Origin of the sequence: Micromonospora sp. AMSO1212t (assembly GCF_008868145.1) — a bacterium.
Taxonomy (GTDB): domain Bacteria; phylum Actinomycetota; class Actinomycetes; order Mycobacteriales; family Micromonosporaceae; genus Micromonospora; species Micromonospora tulbaghiae.
This window is the reverse complement of the sequence record NZ_WBKS01000057.1, coordinates 16,501-33,753: the sequence shown is the minus strand read 5'-3', so window position 1 is coordinate 33,753 and position 17,253 is coordinate 16,501. Positions and strand designations below refer to the sequence as shown.

Here is a 17,253-nt window from a genome sequence, read left to right as displayed (position 1 = left end):
GCGGCCACCGACCTCTACCGCCGCCCTCGGCACGTCGTCGCTTCGGTCCGGGCCCTGTTCACCGCCTCCGGCTGAGCCCCAGTCACCCGAGCACGGCGCACGCCGTGTGCTGCACCCACCCGAGCACGGCGTACGCCGCGCGCACTCGCCGACAAGGGGACGGCGCGTCAGGGGCGGGGGCGGTCGCGGTCCTTGGAGGGCTGGACCCGCTTCGGCTCGCCGGGCATCTTCGGGTACTCCGGCGGGTACGGCATGTCGCCCAGCCCGTCCGCGGCGTCCCGCTCGGCCCACTCCAGCAGCGGCGTGATGTCCCACGGGGCGTCGTCGATGCCGGCGTGCGGGTCGCCGCGCTCGGCGAACCGGGCCGGCACCGTGCCCAGGTGGAAGTCGTCCGGGTCGACCTGCGGCAGCTCGTCCCAGTCGACCGGGGTGGAGACGGTGGCGCGGGCGTTGGCGCGCAGCGAGTACGCGCAGGCGATGGTGCGGTCCCGCGCCGTCTGGTTGAAGTCGACGAAGACCCGCTCGCCGCGCTCCTCCTTCCACCAGGCGGTGGTGACCAGCTCGGGGCGGCGGCGTTCCAGCTCCCGGGCCAGCGCGATGGTGGCCCGGCGCACCTCCACGAACGTCCAGCGCGGCTGGATCCGCAGGTAGACGTGCACGCCCCGGCCGCCGGAGGTCTTCGGCCAGCCGGGCACGCCCAGCTCGTCGAGCAGCCCGCGCAGCTCACCGGCGGCGGTCACCGCGTCGGCGAAGTCGGTGCCGGGTTGCGGATCGAGGTCGACGCGCAGCTCGTCGGGGCGGTCGGTGTCGGCAGCGCGCACCGGCCACGGGTGGAACACCACGGTGCCCATCTGCGCCGCCCAGGCCACGTGCGCCAGGTCGGCCGGGCACAGCTCGTCGGCCGGGCGGCCGCTGGGGAAGGTGATCCGCGCGGTGCGGACCCACGGGGGCACGCCTCGCTGCGGCACCCGCTTGGAGAAGAACATCTCCCCCTCGATGCCCTCGGGGAAGCGCTGGAGCGTGGTGGGCCGGTCGCGCAGGGCGCGCATGATCCCGTCGCCGACTGCGAGGTAGTAGCGGAAGACGTCGGCCTTGGTGAAGCCGCGCTGCGGGAAGATCACCCGATCGGGGCTGCTCAGCCGCACCGTGTGCCCGGCTACCTCGATCTCCTCGACCGCGCTCCTGCCCGCCATCACGCGACCATATGCGATGCCACCGACAGCCGACGTACCGTGGAGCGGTGAGTCTTTCCGACAACGAACTGCCCCGTACCGAGGACGAATGGCGCGTCCGGCTGAGCCCCGAGGAGTTCCGGGTGCTCCGCGAGGCCGGCACCGAAGCGCCCTGGACCGGTGAGTACGTCGACACCAAGACCCCCGGGGTCTACCACTGCCGGGCCTGCGGGCTGGAACTGTTCCGCAGCCAGGACAAGTTCGACTCGCACTGCGGCTGGCCGAGCTTCGACGACGCCATCCCGGGAGCGGTCAAGGAGATCCCGGACAACACGCTCGGGATGCGGCGCGTAGAGATCCGCTGCGCGCGCTGCGACAGCCACCTCGGGCACGTCTTCGAGGGTGAGGGCTTCACCCCGAAGGACACCCGGCACTGCGTCAACTCGATCTCGGTGCGGCTGGAGCCCAGCGCCGGCTGACGGCGGCGTCAGAGCCGCAGCAGGCCGCCGGCCTCGTCCACCTGGTCGGCGGCCTCGTCGTCCAGCCACACCCCGCCGGTGGCGAGGTAACGGAAGCGGTACTCCCCCGGCGCGAGCCGGACCGTCACGGTACGGGTGCCGTCGCGCCGCGGCACCAGCTCGTGCCGGCCGGGCTCCCAGCCGTTGAAGCAGCCGACCACGCTGACCGTGCCGGCCGGCGTGTCCCGGGGCAGCGAGAACGTCACCCGGGTCTGGTTGCCGAAGAGCTTGTTGCGCTTGATCACGAATCCTCCGGGGATTTTCGGCGGTCACAGGAGTCAACGCGCGACACGCCGGGAGCGACTCGCCGTGGGGCCGGATCAGGTTCGCCGGTTCCGGTTGCTCGAAGGTGTCGTCTGCGCGACTCTCGGATGACAGGTCCGTTTTCGGGGGGTTTCGCATGGCTGCCTGCGAGGTTTGCGGCAACGATTACTGGATGGCGTTCGAGGTGCGCACCGTCGACGGGTCGCGGCACACGTTCGACTGTTTCGAGTGCGCGGTGCACAAGATGGCGCCGATCTGCGAGCACTGCCAGATCAAGATCGTCGGGCACGGCGTCGAGGTCTCCGGCCGCTTCTTCTGCTGCGCCCACTGCGCCCGCGCCGTCGAGGGCGAGCAGGGCGCCGAGGTACGCGACGCGGTCGGCGCCCGCCCCGCCTGACGCGGGCCGCTCCCGGGGCACCACCGGCGTCGATCTCCGTCTACCATCCCTCCGGTGTCCCGACGGTTGATCATCACGGTGGCCCTGGTCGCCACCCTCACCGGCTGCGGTTCCGCCACCGAGCCCGGTGCCGCGACCGCCCCCGGTCCGGCGCTCGCCGCGCCCTCGCCCACCGACGGCGGCGCCGCCGCGGCGCTGCGCGACCGGTACGCCGCGACCGGCAGCCTGGCCGGCCTGGCCGAGGAACCCGAGCACGCCAGTGAGCGGCTCGACTCCGACGGTGTCGTGTGCGGTCGCCCGCTGCCCCTGCTCGACCGGCGGCTGGTCGTGTCCACCCGGGTCTTCGTCACGCCGCAGGGAACCCCGGCCGCCGAGTTCGTCGAGATCGCCCAGGAGACCGTGGTCTACCCGGACGAGCCGACGGCCGCGGACGCGGTACGGCAGATCTTCGGCGTGCTGGAGGCGTGCGAGCGCGACGAGGAGGACGGCCAGGTGACCGCCGGCCACACCGCAGCGGACCTGCCCGCCGGGCTGGGCGTGCCGGGCCGCGTGGTGTCGGCGACCATGACGGTGCCCGACGGCGCCCGCTTCCCGCACCGCTACGGCTGCCTGCACCGGGGCCGGGTGACCCAGTGCGTCGCGGTCTGGACCCGCTCGGCGGCCGACACCGGCACCTGGTTCGAGCGCGCCGTCACCGCCACCGCCGCCGGGCTGCGCGCGTCCAGGGACTGACAACCGCGCCGGCCCGGCGCGCGCCGGGTCGACATGTCGCGCCAGGGGGAGCACGAGCAGCCGGAGACGCGCCGCCTACCCTGGGCCGATGCCCGTCGAGTCCCACCTGGCCGGCTTCGCCGACCTGGACGCCCGCACCTTCCACGACCTGCTCCGGCTGCGCATCGACGTGTTCGTGGTCGAGCAGTCCTGCCCGTACCCGGAGCTGGACGGCCGGGACGTCGAACCCGGCACCCGCCACCTGTGGCTGAGCAGCGACGACGTTGTGGTCGCGTACCTGCGGATCCTGGCCGACCCCGGCGGCGTGGCGCGGATCGGGCGGGTGGTGGTGGCGTCGGCGGCCCGCGGCGCGGGCCTGGCCGGCGCGCTGATGACCGAGGCCCTGGCCGTGGTGGGTGACCGGCCGTGCGTGCTCGACGCGCAGACGCACCTGGTCGGCTTCTACGCGGGGCTCGGCTTCGAGGTCAGCGGCCCCGGCTACGTCGAGGACGGCATCCCGCACACCCCGATGCGCCGTGACCCGACTAATTGACGTTTGTCGCTTTTTGTGGCAGCGTGCGGGCGGAGCCGCCACGCGGGAGAGGGCAACTCCCGACAGTCCGGGCGTCGTGCACCGACACCCCATCCCGGAGGCTTTCCATGTCCACTCCGTACCGCCGCCCCTTGCCGCTCGCGGCGGCGATCATCGCCGTCTGCGCGGTGGTGGCGGCGCTGCTCACCACCGCGTTCTCCGGCCCGGCCTCGGCGCACGGGTCGGTTGTCGACCCGGCCTCGCGCGCCTACAGCTGCTGGCAGCGCTGGGGCGGTGACTTCCAGAACCCGGCCATGGCCACCCAGGACCCGATGTGCTGGCAGGCGTGGCAGGCCGACCCGAACGCCATGTGGAACTGGAACGGCCTGTTCCGCGAGGGCGTGGCCGGCAACCACCAGGGCGCCATCCCGGACGGGCAGCTGTGCAGCGGCGGCCGCACCCAGAGCGGCCGCTACAACGCGCTCGACACCGTCGGCGCCTGGAAGACCGTGCCGGTCACCAACAGCTTCCGGGTCAAGTTCTTCGACCAGGCCAGCCACGGCGCCGACTACATCCGGGTGTACGTGACCAAGCAGGGTTTCAACGCGCTCACCTCGCCGCTGCGCTGGAGCGACCTGGAACTGGTCGGCCAGATCGGCAACACCCCGGCCAGCCAGTGGACGCGTGAGGTGGACGGCGTGTCCATCCAGATCCCGGCGAACGCGCCGGGCCGCACCGGCCGGCACATCGTCTACACCATCTGGCAGGCCAGCCACCTGGACCAGTCCTACTACCTGTGCAGTGACGTGGACTTCGGCGGGTCCGGCCCGTCGCCGACGACGTCCCCGACCACCCCGCCGACCAGCACGCCGCCCACCAGCACCCCGCCGACGAGCACGCCGCCGACCAGCCCGCCGCCGAGCACGCCGAACCCGGCCGGTGGCTGCACCGCGACGTACGCGATCACCGGTTCGTGGGGCGGTGGCTTCCAGGCCGAGGTGAAGGTGACCAACGGCAGCGGTTCACCGATCCGCGGCTGGTCGGTGAGCTGGAACTACCAGAACGGCCAGCAGGTCAACTCGGCGTGGAACGCCACTGTGACCACGAGCGGAACGCTGGTGACGGCACGCAACGTGGCCTACAACGGCTCGCTCGCGCCGGGTGCGAGCACCTCGTTCGGCTTCACCGGCTCGGCCGGTGCGACGAACCCGGTGCCCGGCATCCTGTCCTGCACGACGACCGCCTGACCGGGATCCGGCCGGGACCGCGAGCGCGGTCCCGGCCGGGCACCCCTCAGACCAGGCAGTTGACGATGTCGGCGACCGGGCGGCGGCGGCCGGTGTAGAACGGGATCTCCTCCCGCACGTGCCGGCGGGCGCCGGAGGCCCGCAGGTCGCGCATGAGATCCACGATCCGGTGCAGCTCGTCGGCCTCGAACGCCAGCATCCACTCGTAGTCGCCGAGCGCGAACGAGGCGACGGTGTTGGCCCGCACGTCCGGGTAGCCGCGGGCCATCTTGCCGTGCTCGGACAGCAGCTCACGCCGCTCGGCGTCGGGCAGCAGGTACCACTCGTACGAGCGCACGAACGGGTAGACGCACAGGTAGGAGCGCGGCTGCTCGTCGGCCAGGAACGCCGGGATGTGGCTCTTGTTGAACTCGGCCGGGCGGTGCAGCGCCATCTGCGACCAGACCGGGGTGAGCGCCCGGCCCAGCGTGGTGCGGCGGAACCGCAGGTACGCGTCCTGGAGCGCGTCGCTGGACGACGAGTGCCACCAGATCATCAGGTCGGCGTCGGCGCGCAGCCCGGCCACGTCGTACGTGCCCCGGATCGTGACGTCCTTGCCGGCCAGCTCGGTGAAGAGCGACTCGACCTCGTCGACGACGTTCTCCCGCAGCGACGGCAGCGGGCTGGTGGCCCGGTACACCGACCACATGGTGTAGCGGATGGTCTCGTTGAGCTCCCGCAGCCGCGCCGCGTTGGTCTGCTCGGTCATGCTGCCGATCCTCCCAGTGCCGTGATGATCTCTTCGGCCGCCGTCTCGCCGGAGCGGACGCAGACCGGAATGCCGACGCCGTCATAGCCGGCCCCGGCCACTGCAAGCGTCGGGTGGGCGGCGCGCAGCGCCGTCCGGACCGCCGCCACCCGGCCGGTGTGCCCCGGCGTGTACTGCGGCAGCGCGCCACCCCACCGCTGCACGTGCCGGACCACCGGGGCCGGCAGCGGCGCGCCGAGCACCGCCGACAGCTCCCGGTGCACCGTGTCGGCCAGGTCGTCGTCGGTGAGCCGCAGCGACGTCTCGTCGCCGTACCGGCCGACCGAGGCGCGCACCAGCGCCAGCCCGTCCGGCCGCCGCAGGTGCCCCCACTTGGTGGTGAAGAACGTGGACGCCTTGATCGTCAGCCCTTCGCCGGCCGGCACCAGGAAGCCGGACAGCTCCGGCAGGGCCGGGCCTGGCAGTGCCAGCGTGATCAGGGCGACGCTGGCGTAGTCGAGCGCGCCGACCGTGTCGGCCACCTCGGGCGCGGCGGCGGCGAGCAGCCGCGCGGCCGGGCGGGCCGGCACCGCGAGCAGCACCGCGTCGGCCTCGACGTGCTCGGCGTCGCGGGTCGGCCCGACGGTGAGCCGCCAGCCGTCCGGGGTGCGGCGCAGTTCGCGTACCGCGGCGCCCCGGCGGATCGTCGCACCGCTCGCCGTCGCCGCCACCTCGACCAACGTGCTCAGCCCGCCGGCGAGGGTGCCGAAGACCGGGGCGCCCGGCGCGCGCGGCGCGGCGGCCTGCGCGGCGCGTACCGCCCCGACCAGCGTGTGCTCGGAGCGGGCCGCGCGAGCCAGCGCCGGCATCGTGGTGACCAGCGACAGGTCGTCGGCCCGCCCGGCGTACACACCGCCGAGCATCGGATCGACCAGCCGCTCCACCACCGCGTCACCGAGACGCTTGCGGACCAGCTCACCGACCGACGTGTCCTCGCCGTCGGCCAGCAGCGGCCGGCCCGCGTCGCGGTCGGCGTCCGCGGCCGGCGGCGCCACCGCCGCCACCTTGTCCAGATCCCCGGGTACGCCGACGAGCGTGCCGCCCGGCACCGGTCGCAACGTGCCGTCGACCAGCAGGGCCGCCTGCCCGACCGTGGGGTGCACGATCTCCTCGTCCAGGCCGAGGCGGCGGGCCAGCGTCACCGCTGCCGACTCGCCACCGGCCGGGTCGCGCATCAGGAACGACTCCGCGCCGAACTCGACCGGGCCACCGGCCAGCTCACCGGTGAACAGCTTCCCGCCGAGGCGGCCGGACTGCTCGTACACGGTGATCTCGGTGCCCTCGGGAGCCCGGTCGCGCAACCGGACGGCGGCGGCCAGCCCGGTGATCCCGCCACCGACGATCGCCACCCGCCACGGTCGCACCACTGTCTCCTCCTAGCGCTCCGGTCGCGCGGTCAGCTCGTGCACCAGCGCGACCACCCGGGTCAGCACCTCGGGGTCGGTCTCCGGCAGGACGCCGTGACCGAGGTTGAACACGTGGCCGGGAGCGGCCCGGCCCTGCTCGACGATGCGCCGCACCTCGGCCTCCACCGCCGGCCAGGGGGCGAGCAGCACTGTCGGGTCGAGGTTGCCCTGCACCGCCTTGTCGGGCCCGATCCGGCCGGTGGCGACGTCCAGCGGCGTACGCCAGTCCACGCCCACCACGTCGGCGCCGGCCTCGCCCATCGCGCCGAGCAGCTCGCCGGTGCCCACCCCGAAGTGGATCCGGGGCACGCCCGCGTCGGCGAGCCCGCCCAGCACGTACGTCGAGTGCGGCAGCACGAAGCGGCGGTAGTCGGCCTCGGAGAGCGCGCCGGCCCACGAGTCGAACAGCTGCACCGCGGAGACCCCGGCGTCGATCTGCACCTGGAGGAACGCAAGCGTCACCTCGGCCAGCCGCGCGCACAGCGCGTGCCACAGGTCCGGGTCGCCGTACATCAGCGCCTTGGTCTTGGCGTGCGTGCGCGACGGGCCGCCCTCCACCAGGTAGCTGGCGAGCGTGAACGGGGCGCCGGCGAAGCCGATCAGCGGGGTGTCGCCCAGCTCGACGACGAGCCGGCGGACCGCCTCGTCCACGTACGACACGTCGTCGCGGCCGATCGGGGTGATCCGCTCGACGTCGGCGGCGGTACGGACCGGTTCGGCCACCACCGGGCCGGTGCCGGGCACGATGTCCAGGTCGACGCCGGCCGCGGCGACCGGCACCACGATGTCGCTGAACAGGATCGCCGCGTCCACGCCGTGCCGGCGCACCGGCTGGAGCGTGATCTCGGTGACCAGCTCGGGCCGGCGGCAGGACTCCAGCATCGGCACGTTCGCCCGGATCTCCCGGTACTCCGGCAGCGACCGGCCGGCCTGGCGCATGAACCAGACCGGGGTGTGCGGGCCCGGCTCGCGCCGGCAGGCGCGGAGGAAGGGCGAGTCGGCCGGCCCGCCACGGCGGGGTTCTCCGTCTCGGGCGGCAGTGCCCGTGGTGTCGGTGGTCATCGCGGCAATCGTGCCACGCCCCCGGTGCGCGCCCGCGCTCACCGTCCGCATTTGTGACGTAGAAGGAAGGCCCCTCAACCGGCGATCACCCGGCGCGCCGTCGCGCGCCGCGCGGTGAGCGCGGCATAGGCTGCCCGCATGGCCCCCCCGATCGCGCTCCCGGAAACGTTCGCTCGCGCGGTCGCGGGGCTGCGGTCGGTGACACCCCGCCCGGAGATCGAGCTGGAGGAGGTCGGGGCGCCGCAGCGGCTGGCCCCGTACGCGTTCGCGCTCTCCGCCGCCGTGCTGCGCGACGACGACGAGGTGGCCACCGGCCGGCTGATCCTGCTGCACGACCCGGCCGGGCACGAGGCCTGGCAGGGCACGCTGCGGCTGGTCACGTACGTCACCGCCGAGCTGGAGGTCGACCTCGCCAGCGACCCGCTGCTGCCCGGCGTCGGCTGGACCTGGCTGACCGACGCGCTCGACGCGCAGGGCGCCGGGCACCGGGCGATCGGCGGCACCGTCACCCAGACGCTCTCCACCCGCTTCGGCGAGCTGGCCGGGCCGCCCGCCGCCGGTGACATCGAGATCCGCGCCTCCTGGACGCCGCTGCGCGCCGACCTCGGTCCGCATCTGCTCGGCTGGTGCACGCTGCTGGCCTCCACGGCCGGCCTGCCGCCGCCCGGCGTCACCGCGCTGCCCACCCGCCGCTCGGCAGGCGCCGCCTGACCGTCGCCCGTTCGCGGGGCGAATCGCCGGATGCGCGAAGGCCGCCCCGGGCGAGCCGGGGCGGCCTTCGGACGGACGCCGGTCAGAGGTAGTTCTCGGCCTCGTCGCAGACCTTGTCGAGGCCCTTGTTGGCCGCGTCGAAGGCGGCCCGGTCGCCGCGCGACGCCGCCGCGATGGCGGTGGTCAGCTTGTCCAGGCAGCTCGCGATGACCTTCTTCTGCCGGGCCTGCTCGTCCCGGTCGTTCTTGGTGCCGGTCAGGTCCTGCTGGGTGTTCGACAGCCGCTCCTGGACCGTCTTCAGCTCACCCTTGAGCTTCTCGATCTCCTGCTGGTTCGCCGAGATCGTGCCGTCCCGCTGGCTGACCGTCTGCCGGGACCTGTCCAGCTCGCCGTTCGTGGAGACGTACAGGAACGTCATCACGCCGCCGAAGACGAACAGCAACGCGGCGACGAGGCCGAGCACCACCGCGGCCCACTTCCTGCCGCCGCCGGTCGCCGGCGCGGCACCCGGCGCGCCGTACGGGCCGGGCGGCCCGGACATCGGCGGCGGCGCGAAGCCGGGGCCGGACACCGGCGGAGCGGACGCCGGCGGGACCGACATCGGCTGCGCGTAGCCGGGGGCGGAGACCGGCGGGACGGATACCGGCGGCGCCGACATCGGCTGCGCCGGCGGGGGCACCGGGGCGGCACCGGGCGCGTATCCCGGCTGTCCCGGCGCGGCGGGCTGATATCCGCCGTACCCGGGAGCGCCGCCGGACACGGTGGGCTGGTGCAGGGTCGGCGAGGGCTGGTTCGGGTCGTACTGCTGGGGCGCGGGCCGGCTGCCGTACGGGTTGCCGTAGACCGTGCCCCCCGGCGCCGGGGGCTGGTTGTCGCCTCCGGCCGGTGGGTAGGACATGTCGTTCCTCCAGATGTGCTGGTCCCCCGCGGGGTGGCCCGATGGGCCGGGGTCGATGCGGTGCGGCCGGGCCGGTCCGGCCAGCGGTCAGCAGAGCCGGAACCGGTCGCAGGCGGTCTTGATCGGCACCGCGAGCCCGATGCCCTCGGCGTTGCGGGCCTTGGCCGTGGCGATGCCGACGACCTCCTTCGAACCGTTGATCACCGGGCCGCCGGAGTTACCCGGGTTGATCGGAGCGTCGAACTGGATCACCGGGCCGCCGCCGCGCTCGTCCTCGCGGAACGCGCTGACCACGCCCGTGGTGACACTGTCCTGCAGTCCGAGCGGCGCGCCGACCACGATGATCTGCTGGCCGGACCGCACCGGGGCGCGGGCCGCGACCAGCCCGGTGAACTTGGCGGTGGTCTGCAGCTGCGCCAGGTCCTTGTCCTTGTCGGTGGCGATGATGGTCGCCTCGAACCGCTGGTCCTTGCGCTCCAGGAACACCTTGCGCTCACCCGCGGTGAAGACCGACTCGACCACGTGGAAGTTCGTCAGCAGCGTGGTGCCACCGCCGGACGGCGCCTTGCCGACGGCGAACGCCGTACCGGTGAACTGCCCGGCCCGCACCCGGAACACGCTCGGCAGCACCGCGCTGGCCACCGCCTCCGGGTTGAAGGCCGCGTCGGCCTGCTTCTCCAGGCTGCCGGCGCGCTGCTCCAGGCCGTCGAGCCGGCCGGCGTCCGCGCCCTGCCCCTCGGCCATCCGCTTGTCGGCGGCGGCGAGCCGGTCGTCGAGCCGGTAGATCTGGTACGCCTGCACGCCGGTGACCACCGTCAGCACGGCGGCCAGGGCCAGCGCCACCACCGCCACCCGGCTGCGCCGGGACGCCGGGCCGGCCGGGCCGCCCATGGGGGCCGGCTGACCCGGGTACGCGGCGCCCGGCTGCGACGGCCCGGACACCGGCTGGCCCGGGTAGGCGGGCGCGGACACGGGCCGGCCCGGGTAGGCCGGACCGCTGCCGGACGGACCCGGATACGACGGTGCGGCGGGCTGCCGGTCCGGGTACGACGACGACCCCGGCCCGCCCGGGTACGACGGCGACGCGGACACCGGCTGGCCCGGGTACGACGGCGCCCCGCCCGGCTGACCTGGGTACGCCGGAGCGGCGGACCGGGAGGTCTGCGCCGGTACGGCGCCGTAGGACGACGGCTGGGCCGGCGCGGCGCCGTAGGACGGCTGGCCCGGCGCGGCGCCGTAGGACGGCTGGCCCGGCGCGGCGCCGTAGGACGACTGGCCCGGTTGGGAAGGTGCGGTTCCGTAGGACGACGGCTGGGCCGTGGCGGGCGGGGTCGCGACGCCGGACGAGGCGGCGTAAGGCGTCGACTGCGGCGTGCCGGCCGGGTCCGGGCGACCCGGGTAGACGGCGGTCGGCTGGACGGCGGGTGGCTGGACGGCGGCCCGCGCCGAGGGCGCCGGATAGCCGGGCGTGCCGCCCCACTCGGATCCACCGGCGAACGGCACCGGGGCCGAGCCGGCGGGTGGGGCGAAGCGCGGCGGCAGCGGCCCCGGCCGGTCGGCCGCCGTCTCGCCGCCGCCCTGCCCCGGCACGTCGTCGCCGGTTCCGTACCCGCCTGTCATGCTCGCCCGTCCTCCCCGTCGGCTTCGCCGACGCCCCCCGACCGCTGTGGCACGGCCCGTACGCCGTTCGCGGCTCGATGGACCGTACCGGCGGGAACGGGCTTTGTCTTCCCTCTTGTCCGACCCTCTCACGGCCCCGCAACCCGCACCTTTCCGGTCACCTGACGGCCGTCGCGCCGACACGCGCCGGACCGGCTGCGCACACCGGATCGTCCGGCCCACTAGGGTTGTCAGGTGACCGACGAACCACCCCTGCGCCGTCGGGCCGCCGAAAGCCGTACGGGAGAGGTCTCCACCGATCCGACGTCGGCCCTGCCGGAGCCGGCGGACGCGGGGACCGAGACCGATCCGGACGCGGCCGTCCCCCTGACCGCGCCGCGCGACGGCACGCCCGCCCCGGTGGCCACAACCGCCGAGTTGGACGAGGTCGTGGCCCGCTTCGCGGCCGGCACCGGCCCGGTGGCCCTCGACGCCGAACGCGCCTCCGGCTACCGCTACAGCCAGCGCGCCTATCTGGTGCAGCTGCGCCGCGGCGGCGCCGGCACCGCGCTCATCGACCCGCTGCCGCTGCCCGACCTGTCCGCCCTGGACGCGGCGATCGCCGAGACCGAGTGGGTGCTGCACGCGGCCAGCCAGGATCTCGCCTGCCTGGCCGAGGTGGGGCTGCGCCCGCGCCGGTTGTTCGACACCGAACTGGCCGCCCGGCTGGCCGGGTTCGAGCGGGTCGGCCTGGCCGCGCTGACCGAACAGCTGCTCGGGTTCAGCCTGGAGAAGCACCACTCCGCCGCCGACTGGTCCAGCCGGCCGCTGCCGGAGTCCTGGCTGACGTACGCGGCGCTCGACGTGGAACTGCTCGTGGACCTGCGCGACGCGCTGGACGAGGAGTTGCAGCGGCAGGGCAAGTCCGCCTGGGCGGCGGAGGAGTTCGACGCGCTCGTACGCAACGGCGCCCGTCCGCCGCGCGTCCGCGCCGAGCCGTGGCGGCGTACGTCCGGCATCCACCGGGTACGCGGCGCGCGTGCCCAGGCCCGGGTGCGTTCCCTCTGGTACGCGCGGGACCAGATCGCCGCCCGCCGGGACGCCGCGCCGGGCCGGGTGCTGCCCGACTCGGCCATCGTGGCCGCCGCCGAGCTGGACCCGAAGGACGAGAAGACGCTGCTCACGCTCCCCGGGTTCGGCGGGCGGTCGGTGCGCCGGCTGGCGCGTACCTGGCTGGCGGCGCTGGACGACGCGCGGCAACTGCCGGACGACGCGCTGCCGGTGAGCCCGGCGGTGGAGGGGCCGCCTCCGCCGCACCGTTGGGCCGAACGCGACCCGGTGGCCGCCGGCCGGCTGGCCCGCGCCCGGGAGGTGGTGGTCGGCACCGCCGGGGCGCACCGGCTGCCGGCGGAGAACCTGATCGCGCCGGACTCGATCCGCCGGCTGGCGTGGCAGCCGCCCACGGAGATCACCGACGAGACGGTCGCGGAGGCGCTGCGCGGGTTCGGCGCCCGCGAGTGGCAGATCGGACTGCTGCTGCCTGCTCTTACCGAGGCGCTGCGCACCCCCCAGCAGTAACGTCGACGACAGGTGTGAGGTGGGCCACGCGGGGGGTGGTGCCACGTTTGGTTACTGGCGAGTAGCATCCGGGGAAATGCCCGTGCCGAGGGAGGCTCCAAGTGCCCCGTGAAGTCCGGGATGTCGTCTTCGTCGACGGCGTCCGTACCCCGTTCGGCAAGGCGGGTGGGATGTACGCCAACACCCGCGCCGACGATCTGGTGATCCGCTGCATCCGCGAGCTGATGCGCCGCAATCCGCAACTGCCGCCGGAGAAGGTGGAGGAGGTGGCCATCGCCGCCACCACCCAGATCGGTGACCAGGGCCTGACCATCGGCCGCACCGCCGCCCTGCTGGCCGGCCTGCCCAAGACCGTGCCCGGCTTCGCCATCGACCGGATGTGCGCCGGCGCGATGACCGCTGTCACCACAGTGGCCAGCGGCATCGCCATGGGCGCGTACGACGTGGCCATCGCCGGCGGCGTCGAGCACATGGGCCGCCACCCGATGGGCGAGGGCGTCGACCCCAACCCGCGCATCGTCGCGGAGAAGCTCGTCGACCCGTCCGCCCTGGTGATGGGCTCCACCGCGGAGAACCTGCACGACCGGGTCCCGCACATCACCAAGGAGCGCACCGACGCGTTCGCGCTGGCGTCGCAGCAGAAGACCGCGAAGGCGTACGCCAACGGCAAGCTCCAGGGCGACCTGGTGCCGGTGGCGGTCCGCGACCCGGAGGCGGGCTGGGGCCTGGCCAGCGTGGACGAGGCACCCCGGGACACCTCGATGGAGAAGCTGGCCGGCCTGAAGACCCCGTTCCGGCCGCACGGCAAGGTCACCGCGGGCAACGCGGCCGGCCTGAACGACGGCGCCACCGCCGCCCTGCTGGTGGCCGAGGAGACCGCCCGCGAGCTGGGCCTGCCGGTCGGCATGCGCCTGGTGTCGTTCGGCTTCGTCGGCGTCGAGCCCGAGGTGATGGGCGTCGGCCCGATCCCGTCGACCGAGAAGGCGCTGCGCATCGCCGGCCTGAGCATCGACGACATCGGCCTGTTCGAGCTGAACGAGGCGTTCGCGGTGCAGGTGCTCGCCTTCCTGGACCACTTCGGCATCGCCGACGACGACCCGCGGGTCAACCCGTGGGGCGGCGCGATCGCCATCGGTCACCCGCTCGCGTCCTCCGGCGTCCGGCTGATGACCCAGCTCGCCCGCCAGTTCGCCGAGCACCCCGAGGTCCGCTACGGCCTCACCGCCATGTGCATCGGCATCGGCATGGGCGGCACCGTGATCTGGGAGAACCCGCACTGGGAGGGTGGAAACAAGTGAGCCTCGCCGCACCGAACGAGGTCGTCACCAAGGCGCTGCTGCGCCAGGTGGCCGTACCCGGGCTGGACCGGCCCGCCGCCCTCATCACGCTGGACAACGGCTTCGACCACACCAAGCCGAACACCTTCGGCCCGGCCGGTCTGACCAGCCTGGACGAGGCGATCACCGCCGCGCTGGCGGCCGAGCCGGCGTTCATCGCGGTCACCGGCAAGCCGTACATCTTCTGCGTGGGCGCGGACATCACCAGCCTGCCCGCGCTGGAGAACCGGGAGCAGGCGCTGGAGATCGGCCGGCTGGGCCACCGGGTCTTCGCCCGCCTCAAGGACAGCGGCGTCCCCACCTTCGCGTTCGTCAACGGCGCGGCGATGGGCGGCGGCCTGGAGCTGGCGCTGCACTGCCACTACCGGACGCTGTCGGCGGGCGCGGCGGCCCTGGCGCTGCCCGAGGTCTCGCTCGGCCTGATCCCCGGCTGGGGCGGTACGCAGCTGCTGCCGAACCTGATCGGCATCCCGGCCGCCACGCAGGTGATCATCCAGAACCCGCTGATGCAGAACAAGATGCTCAAGCCGAAGCAGGCGGCCGAGATGGGCATCGCGGACGTGCTGCTGGAGCCGGCCGACTTCCTGGAGCGGTCGCTGGAGTGGGCCGCCGGCGTGGTCCGGGGCGAGGTCACCGTGACCCGTCCCGAGGTCGACAAGGACATGTGGGCGGGCGTGCTCTACTTCGCCCGGCAGACCCTGGACCAGCGGCTGCACGGCGCGGTCCCGTCCGCGTACAAGGCGCTGGACCTGCTGGAGACGGCGAAGGACGCCGACTTCGCCGCCGGCACCGCGGCGGAGGACGAGGCCCTGGCGGACCTGGTCTTCTCCGAGGAGCTGCGCAGCGGCCTGTACGCCTTCGACCTGGTGCAGCGGCGGGCCAAGCGCCCGGCCGGCGCGCCGGACAAGGGACTGGCCCGTCCGGTCACCAAGGTGGGCATCGTCGGCGCCGGCCTGATGGCCAGCCAGCTCGCGCTGCTGTTCGCCCGGCGGCTCCAGGTGCCGGTCGTGATGACCGACCTGGATCAGTCCCGGGTGGACAAGGGCGTCGGCTACGTGCACACCCAGATCGAGAAGGCCGTCAGCAAGGGCCGGATGGACAAGGGCACCGCGGCCAAGCTGTACGGCCTGGTGTCCGGCTCGGTCGACAAGTCCGTGTTCGCCGACGCCGACTTCGTCATCGAGGCCGTGTTCGAGGACCTGGGCGTCAAGAAGCAGGTCTGGGCCGAGCTGGAGAAGATCGTCAAGCCGGAGGCGGTGCTCGCCACCAACACCAGCTCGCTGTCCATCACCGAGATGGCCGCCGAGCTGGAGCACCCGGAGCGGGTGGTCGGCTTCCACTTCTTCAACCCGGTCGCGGTGCTGCCGCTGCTGGAGATCGTCCGCGGCGAGCGGACCGACGACGCCACGCTGGCCACCGCGTTCGCGGTCGGCAAGCAGCTCAAGAAGTCGTCGGTGCTGGTGAAGGACGCCCCGGCGTTCGTGGTGAACCGGCTGCTGACCCGCTTCCTCGGCACCGTGTTCGCGGCCGTCGACCAGGGCACCCCGCTGGACGTGGCGAACAGCGCGCTGGACCCGCTGGGCCTGCCGATGCGTCCGCTGGCGCTGCTGCAGCTCGTCGGGCCGGCCGTGGCGTACCACGTCGGCGGCACCCTGCACGAGGCGTTCCCGGACCGGTTCGGGGTCAGCGAGAACCTCAAGCGGATCGCCGACTCGGGTCAGCCGATCGTGGTCGACGACCAGATCAACGACGAGGTGGCGAAGCTGCTCGTGGTCGGTGACGAGCCGCTGACCGCCGAGCAGGTCCGGCAGAACGCGCTGGACGCGCTGGCGCAGGAGATCCGGCTCATGCTCGACGAGGGCGTCGTCGCCGAGGCGCAGGACATCGACCTGTGCATGATCCTCGGCGCCGGCTGGCCGTTCCACCTGGGCGGCGTCACGCCGTACCTGGACCGGACCGGCACCTCCGAGCGGGTGACCGGCAAGCGGTTCCTGCCGCGCGGCGCGGCAAGCCTGCGCTGACCGACCGCAACGCATCGATCGCGGTGGTCGGGCTGTCCGTTCCGGACGGTCCGGCCACCGCGATCGGCGTCTGCGGCCCAGGTCACGGGTAGGTCGCGGTTTTCCGTCGTCGCCCTTGGGCGGGACAGCGGGCTGTCGGTGGTGCTGGCTACGATCACGCGTCCAGTTTTCTCACAGGAGCTGCCTACATGTCCCAGCCGCCGTCCAGTCCCTACTCCGGCAACTACCCCTCTCCCCAGCAACAGCCCGGTGGCTACCAGCCGCCGCAGCAGCCGCAGTACGGCGGTGACTACCCGCAGGCTCCCCAGCAGCAGTACGGCGGCGACTACCCGCCGCAGCAGCCGCAGTACGGCAGCCAGCTCGGTGCGCCGGTCCCGCCGAAGAAGAAGTCCGGCGTCGGCAAGGTCCTGCTGATCGTCCTCGCCGTGGTCCTGGTGCTCTGCGTCGGCGGCGGTGTCGCCGCCTACTTCGCCACGAAGGACACCGTCGACGAGGTGGTCACCGCCACCAAGACCCGGGTGGTCGAGCCGCAGACGCTCGGCGGCCGGGCGAAGGTCACCGACCCGCAGCTGCAGTCCGCCGCGGCACAGATGAAGTCCGAGCTCAGCAAGGACGTGCCGGACGCGACCAGCACTGTCGGCGCCTTCTACGGCGACCCGGCCAAGAAGGACCTGGTCATGATCGTCGCGGTGTCCGGCGTCATGGCGGACCCGAAGAAGGAGCTGGCCGACGCCACCGCGGCGGTCACCCCGGACCTGGCTACCAAGGACTTCAAGACGGTCGACGCGGGCCCGCTCGGCGGCGACGCCAAGTGCTCCGACGGCAAGGCGTCGGACGTGCCGGTGGCCGTCTGCATCTGGGTCGACCGGGGCAGCCTCGGCATGGTGGTCGTCTACTTCAAGTCCGCGGCCGAGCTCCAGTCGGAGTTCGTGACGATGCGCGGCGAGATCGAGAAGCAGGACTGACAACCGTCACGCACCGGGTCCCCGCCGTGACGGCGGGGGCCCGGTGTC

General features: G+C 73.7%; 17 protein-coding genes. 10 read left to right on the top strand and 7 right to left on the bottom strand.

Translation table 11 applies throughout. The features are described from left to right. Positions 1-167: 167 nt before the first annotated feature. Positions 168-1,193, bottom strand: a complete 1,026-nt coding sequence (ligD, locus tag F8279_RS16420; RefSeq protein WP_091420035.1) for a non-homologous end-joining DNA ligase — start codon at positions 1,191-1,193, stop codon at positions 168-170. Positions 1,194-1,240: 47 nt separating this feature from the next. Between ligD and msrB the strand changes: the two genes are divergently transcribed. Further along, positions 1,241-1,651 carry a peptide-methionine (R)-S-oxide reductase MsrB gene (msrB, locus tag F8279_RS16415; protein WP_013284828.1) on the top strand — a complete coding sequence of 137 codons (411 nt, stop codon included), beginning with the start codon at positions 1,241-1,243 and terminating at the stop codon, positions 1,649-1,651. An 8-nt stretch (positions 1,652-1,659) separates the two neighbouring features. Here the strand turns inward: msrB and F8279_RS16410 are convergent, their stop codons facing one another. Then, complete coding sequence (locus F8279_RS16410; RefSeq protein ID WP_151500414.1) at positions 1,660-1,935, bottom strand: isoamylase early set domain-containing protein; 276 nt, start codon at positions 1,933-1,935, stop codon at positions 1,660-1,662. Positions 1,936-2,090: 155 nt separating this feature from the next. Here F8279_RS16410 and F8279_RS16405 point away from each other — a divergent pair, with 155 nt between their 5' ends. The 4 genes from F8279_RS16405 (at position 2,091) to F8279_RS16390 (ending at position 4,841) form a co-directional block, all read left to right on the top strand. Beyond that, positions 2,091-2,351, top strand: a complete 261-nt coding sequence (locus F8279_RS16405; protein ID WP_013284826.1) for a hypothetical protein — start codon at positions 2,091-2,093, stop codon at positions 2,349-2,351. 54 nt (positions 2,352-2,405) lie between these two features. Continuing rightward, on the top strand, positions 2,406-3,083 hold the full coding sequence (locus F8279_RS16400) for a hypothetical protein (RefSeq protein ID WP_151500413.1): 678 nt from the start codon (positions 2,406-2,408) through the stop codon (positions 3,081-3,083). 88 nt (positions 3,084-3,171) lie between these two features. Next, a complete protein-coding gene (locus F8279_RS16395; RefSeq protein ID WP_091420024.1) occupies positions 3,172-3,615 on the top strand; it encodes a GNAT family N-acetyltransferase in 444 nt (147 codons plus the stop codon). Positions 3,616-3,722: 107 nt separating this feature from the next. After that, entirely contained in the window at positions 3,723-4,841 is a 1,119-nt protein-coding gene (locus F8279_RS16390) for a lytic polysaccharide monooxygenase (RefSeq protein ID WP_091420022.1), read from the top strand. A gap of 46 nt (positions 4,842-4,887) precedes the next feature. Here the strand turns inward: F8279_RS16390 and hemQ are convergent, their stop codons facing one another. Genes hemQ through hemE form a run of 3 tightly spaced genes read right to left on the bottom strand, consistent with a single transcriptional unit; the run spans position 4,888 to position 8,096 of the window. Continuing rightward, entirely contained in the window at positions 4,888-5,589 is a 702-nt protein-coding gene (gene hemQ, locus F8279_RS16385; protein ID WP_091420020.1) for a hydrogen peroxide-dependent heme synthase, read from the bottom strand. Next, on the bottom strand, positions 5,586-6,995 hold the full coding sequence (hemG, locus tag F8279_RS16380) for a protoporphyrinogen oxidase (protein WP_091420018.1): 1,410 nt from the start codon (positions 6,993-6,995) through the stop codon (positions 5,586-5,588). Before hemG ends, hemQ begins: the two co-directional genes overlap by 4 nt. A gap of 9 nt (positions 6,996-7,004) precedes the next feature. Then, positions 7,005-8,096: a uroporphyrinogen decarboxylase gene (gene hemE, locus F8279_RS16375; RefSeq protein WP_175438708.1), complete on the bottom strand. Its 1,092-nt coding sequence runs from the start codon at positions 8,094-8,096 to the stop codon at positions 7,005-7,007. Between the two features lie 138 nt (positions 8,097-8,234). Here hemE and F8279_RS16370 point away from each other — a divergent pair, with 138 nt between their 5' ends. Further along, the gene (locus tag F8279_RS16370) at positions 8,235-8,807 is read left to right on the top strand and encodes a DUF3000 domain-containing protein (protein ID WP_091420014.1); all 573 of its coding nucleotides are present in this window, start codon (positions 8,235-8,237) and stop codon (positions 8,805-8,807) included. A gap of 82 nt (positions 8,808-8,889) precedes the next feature. On the opposite strand, the gene F8279_RS16365 is transcribed toward F8279_RS16370, so the two are convergent. Both F8279_RS16365 and F8279_RS16360 read right to left on the bottom strand, forming a co-directional pair. Further along, positions 8,890-9,705: a hypothetical protein gene (locus F8279_RS16365; RefSeq protein WP_151500412.1), complete on the bottom strand. Its 816-nt coding sequence runs from the start codon at positions 9,703-9,705 to the stop codon at positions 8,890-8,892. An 87-nt stretch (positions 9,706-9,792) separates the two neighbouring features. Then, on the bottom strand, positions 9,793-11,325 hold the full coding sequence (locus F8279_RS16360) for a S1C family serine protease (RefSeq protein WP_151500411.1): 1,533 nt from the start codon (positions 11,323-11,325) through the stop codon (positions 9,793-9,795). A gap of 234 nt (positions 11,326-11,559) precedes the next feature. On the opposite strand from F8279_RS16360, the gene F8279_RS16355 reads away from it, so the two are divergent. From F8279_RS16355 to F8279_RS16340, 4 genes are all read left to right on the top strand, one after another. After that, complete coding sequence (locus F8279_RS16355; RefSeq protein ID WP_091420007.1) at positions 11,560-12,882, top strand: ribonuclease D; 1,323 nt, start codon at positions 11,560-11,562, stop codon at positions 12,880-12,882. Between the two features lie 101 nt (positions 12,883-12,983). Continuing rightward, positions 12,984-14,180, top strand: a complete 1,197-nt coding sequence (locus tag F8279_RS16350; protein ID WP_151500410.1) for a thiolase family protein — start codon at positions 12,984-12,986, stop codon at positions 14,178-14,180. After that, the gene (locus tag F8279_RS16345) at positions 14,177-16,240 is read left to right on the top strand and encodes a 3-hydroxyacyl-CoA dehydrogenase NAD-binding domain-containing protein (RefSeq protein ID WP_091420001.1); all 2,064 of its coding nucleotides are present in this window, start codon (positions 14,177-14,179) and stop codon (positions 16,238-16,240) included. Before F8279_RS16350 ends, F8279_RS16345 begins: the two co-directional genes overlap by 4 nt. Positions 16,241-16,428: 188 nt before the next feature. After that, positions 16,429-17,205 carry a hypothetical protein gene (locus tag F8279_RS16340; protein ID WP_151500409.1) on the top strand — a complete coding sequence of 259 codons (777 nt, stop codon included), beginning with the start codon at positions 16,429-16,431 and terminating at the stop codon, positions 17,203-17,205. The last annotated feature ends 48 nt before the right edge of the window (positions 17,206-17,253 follow it).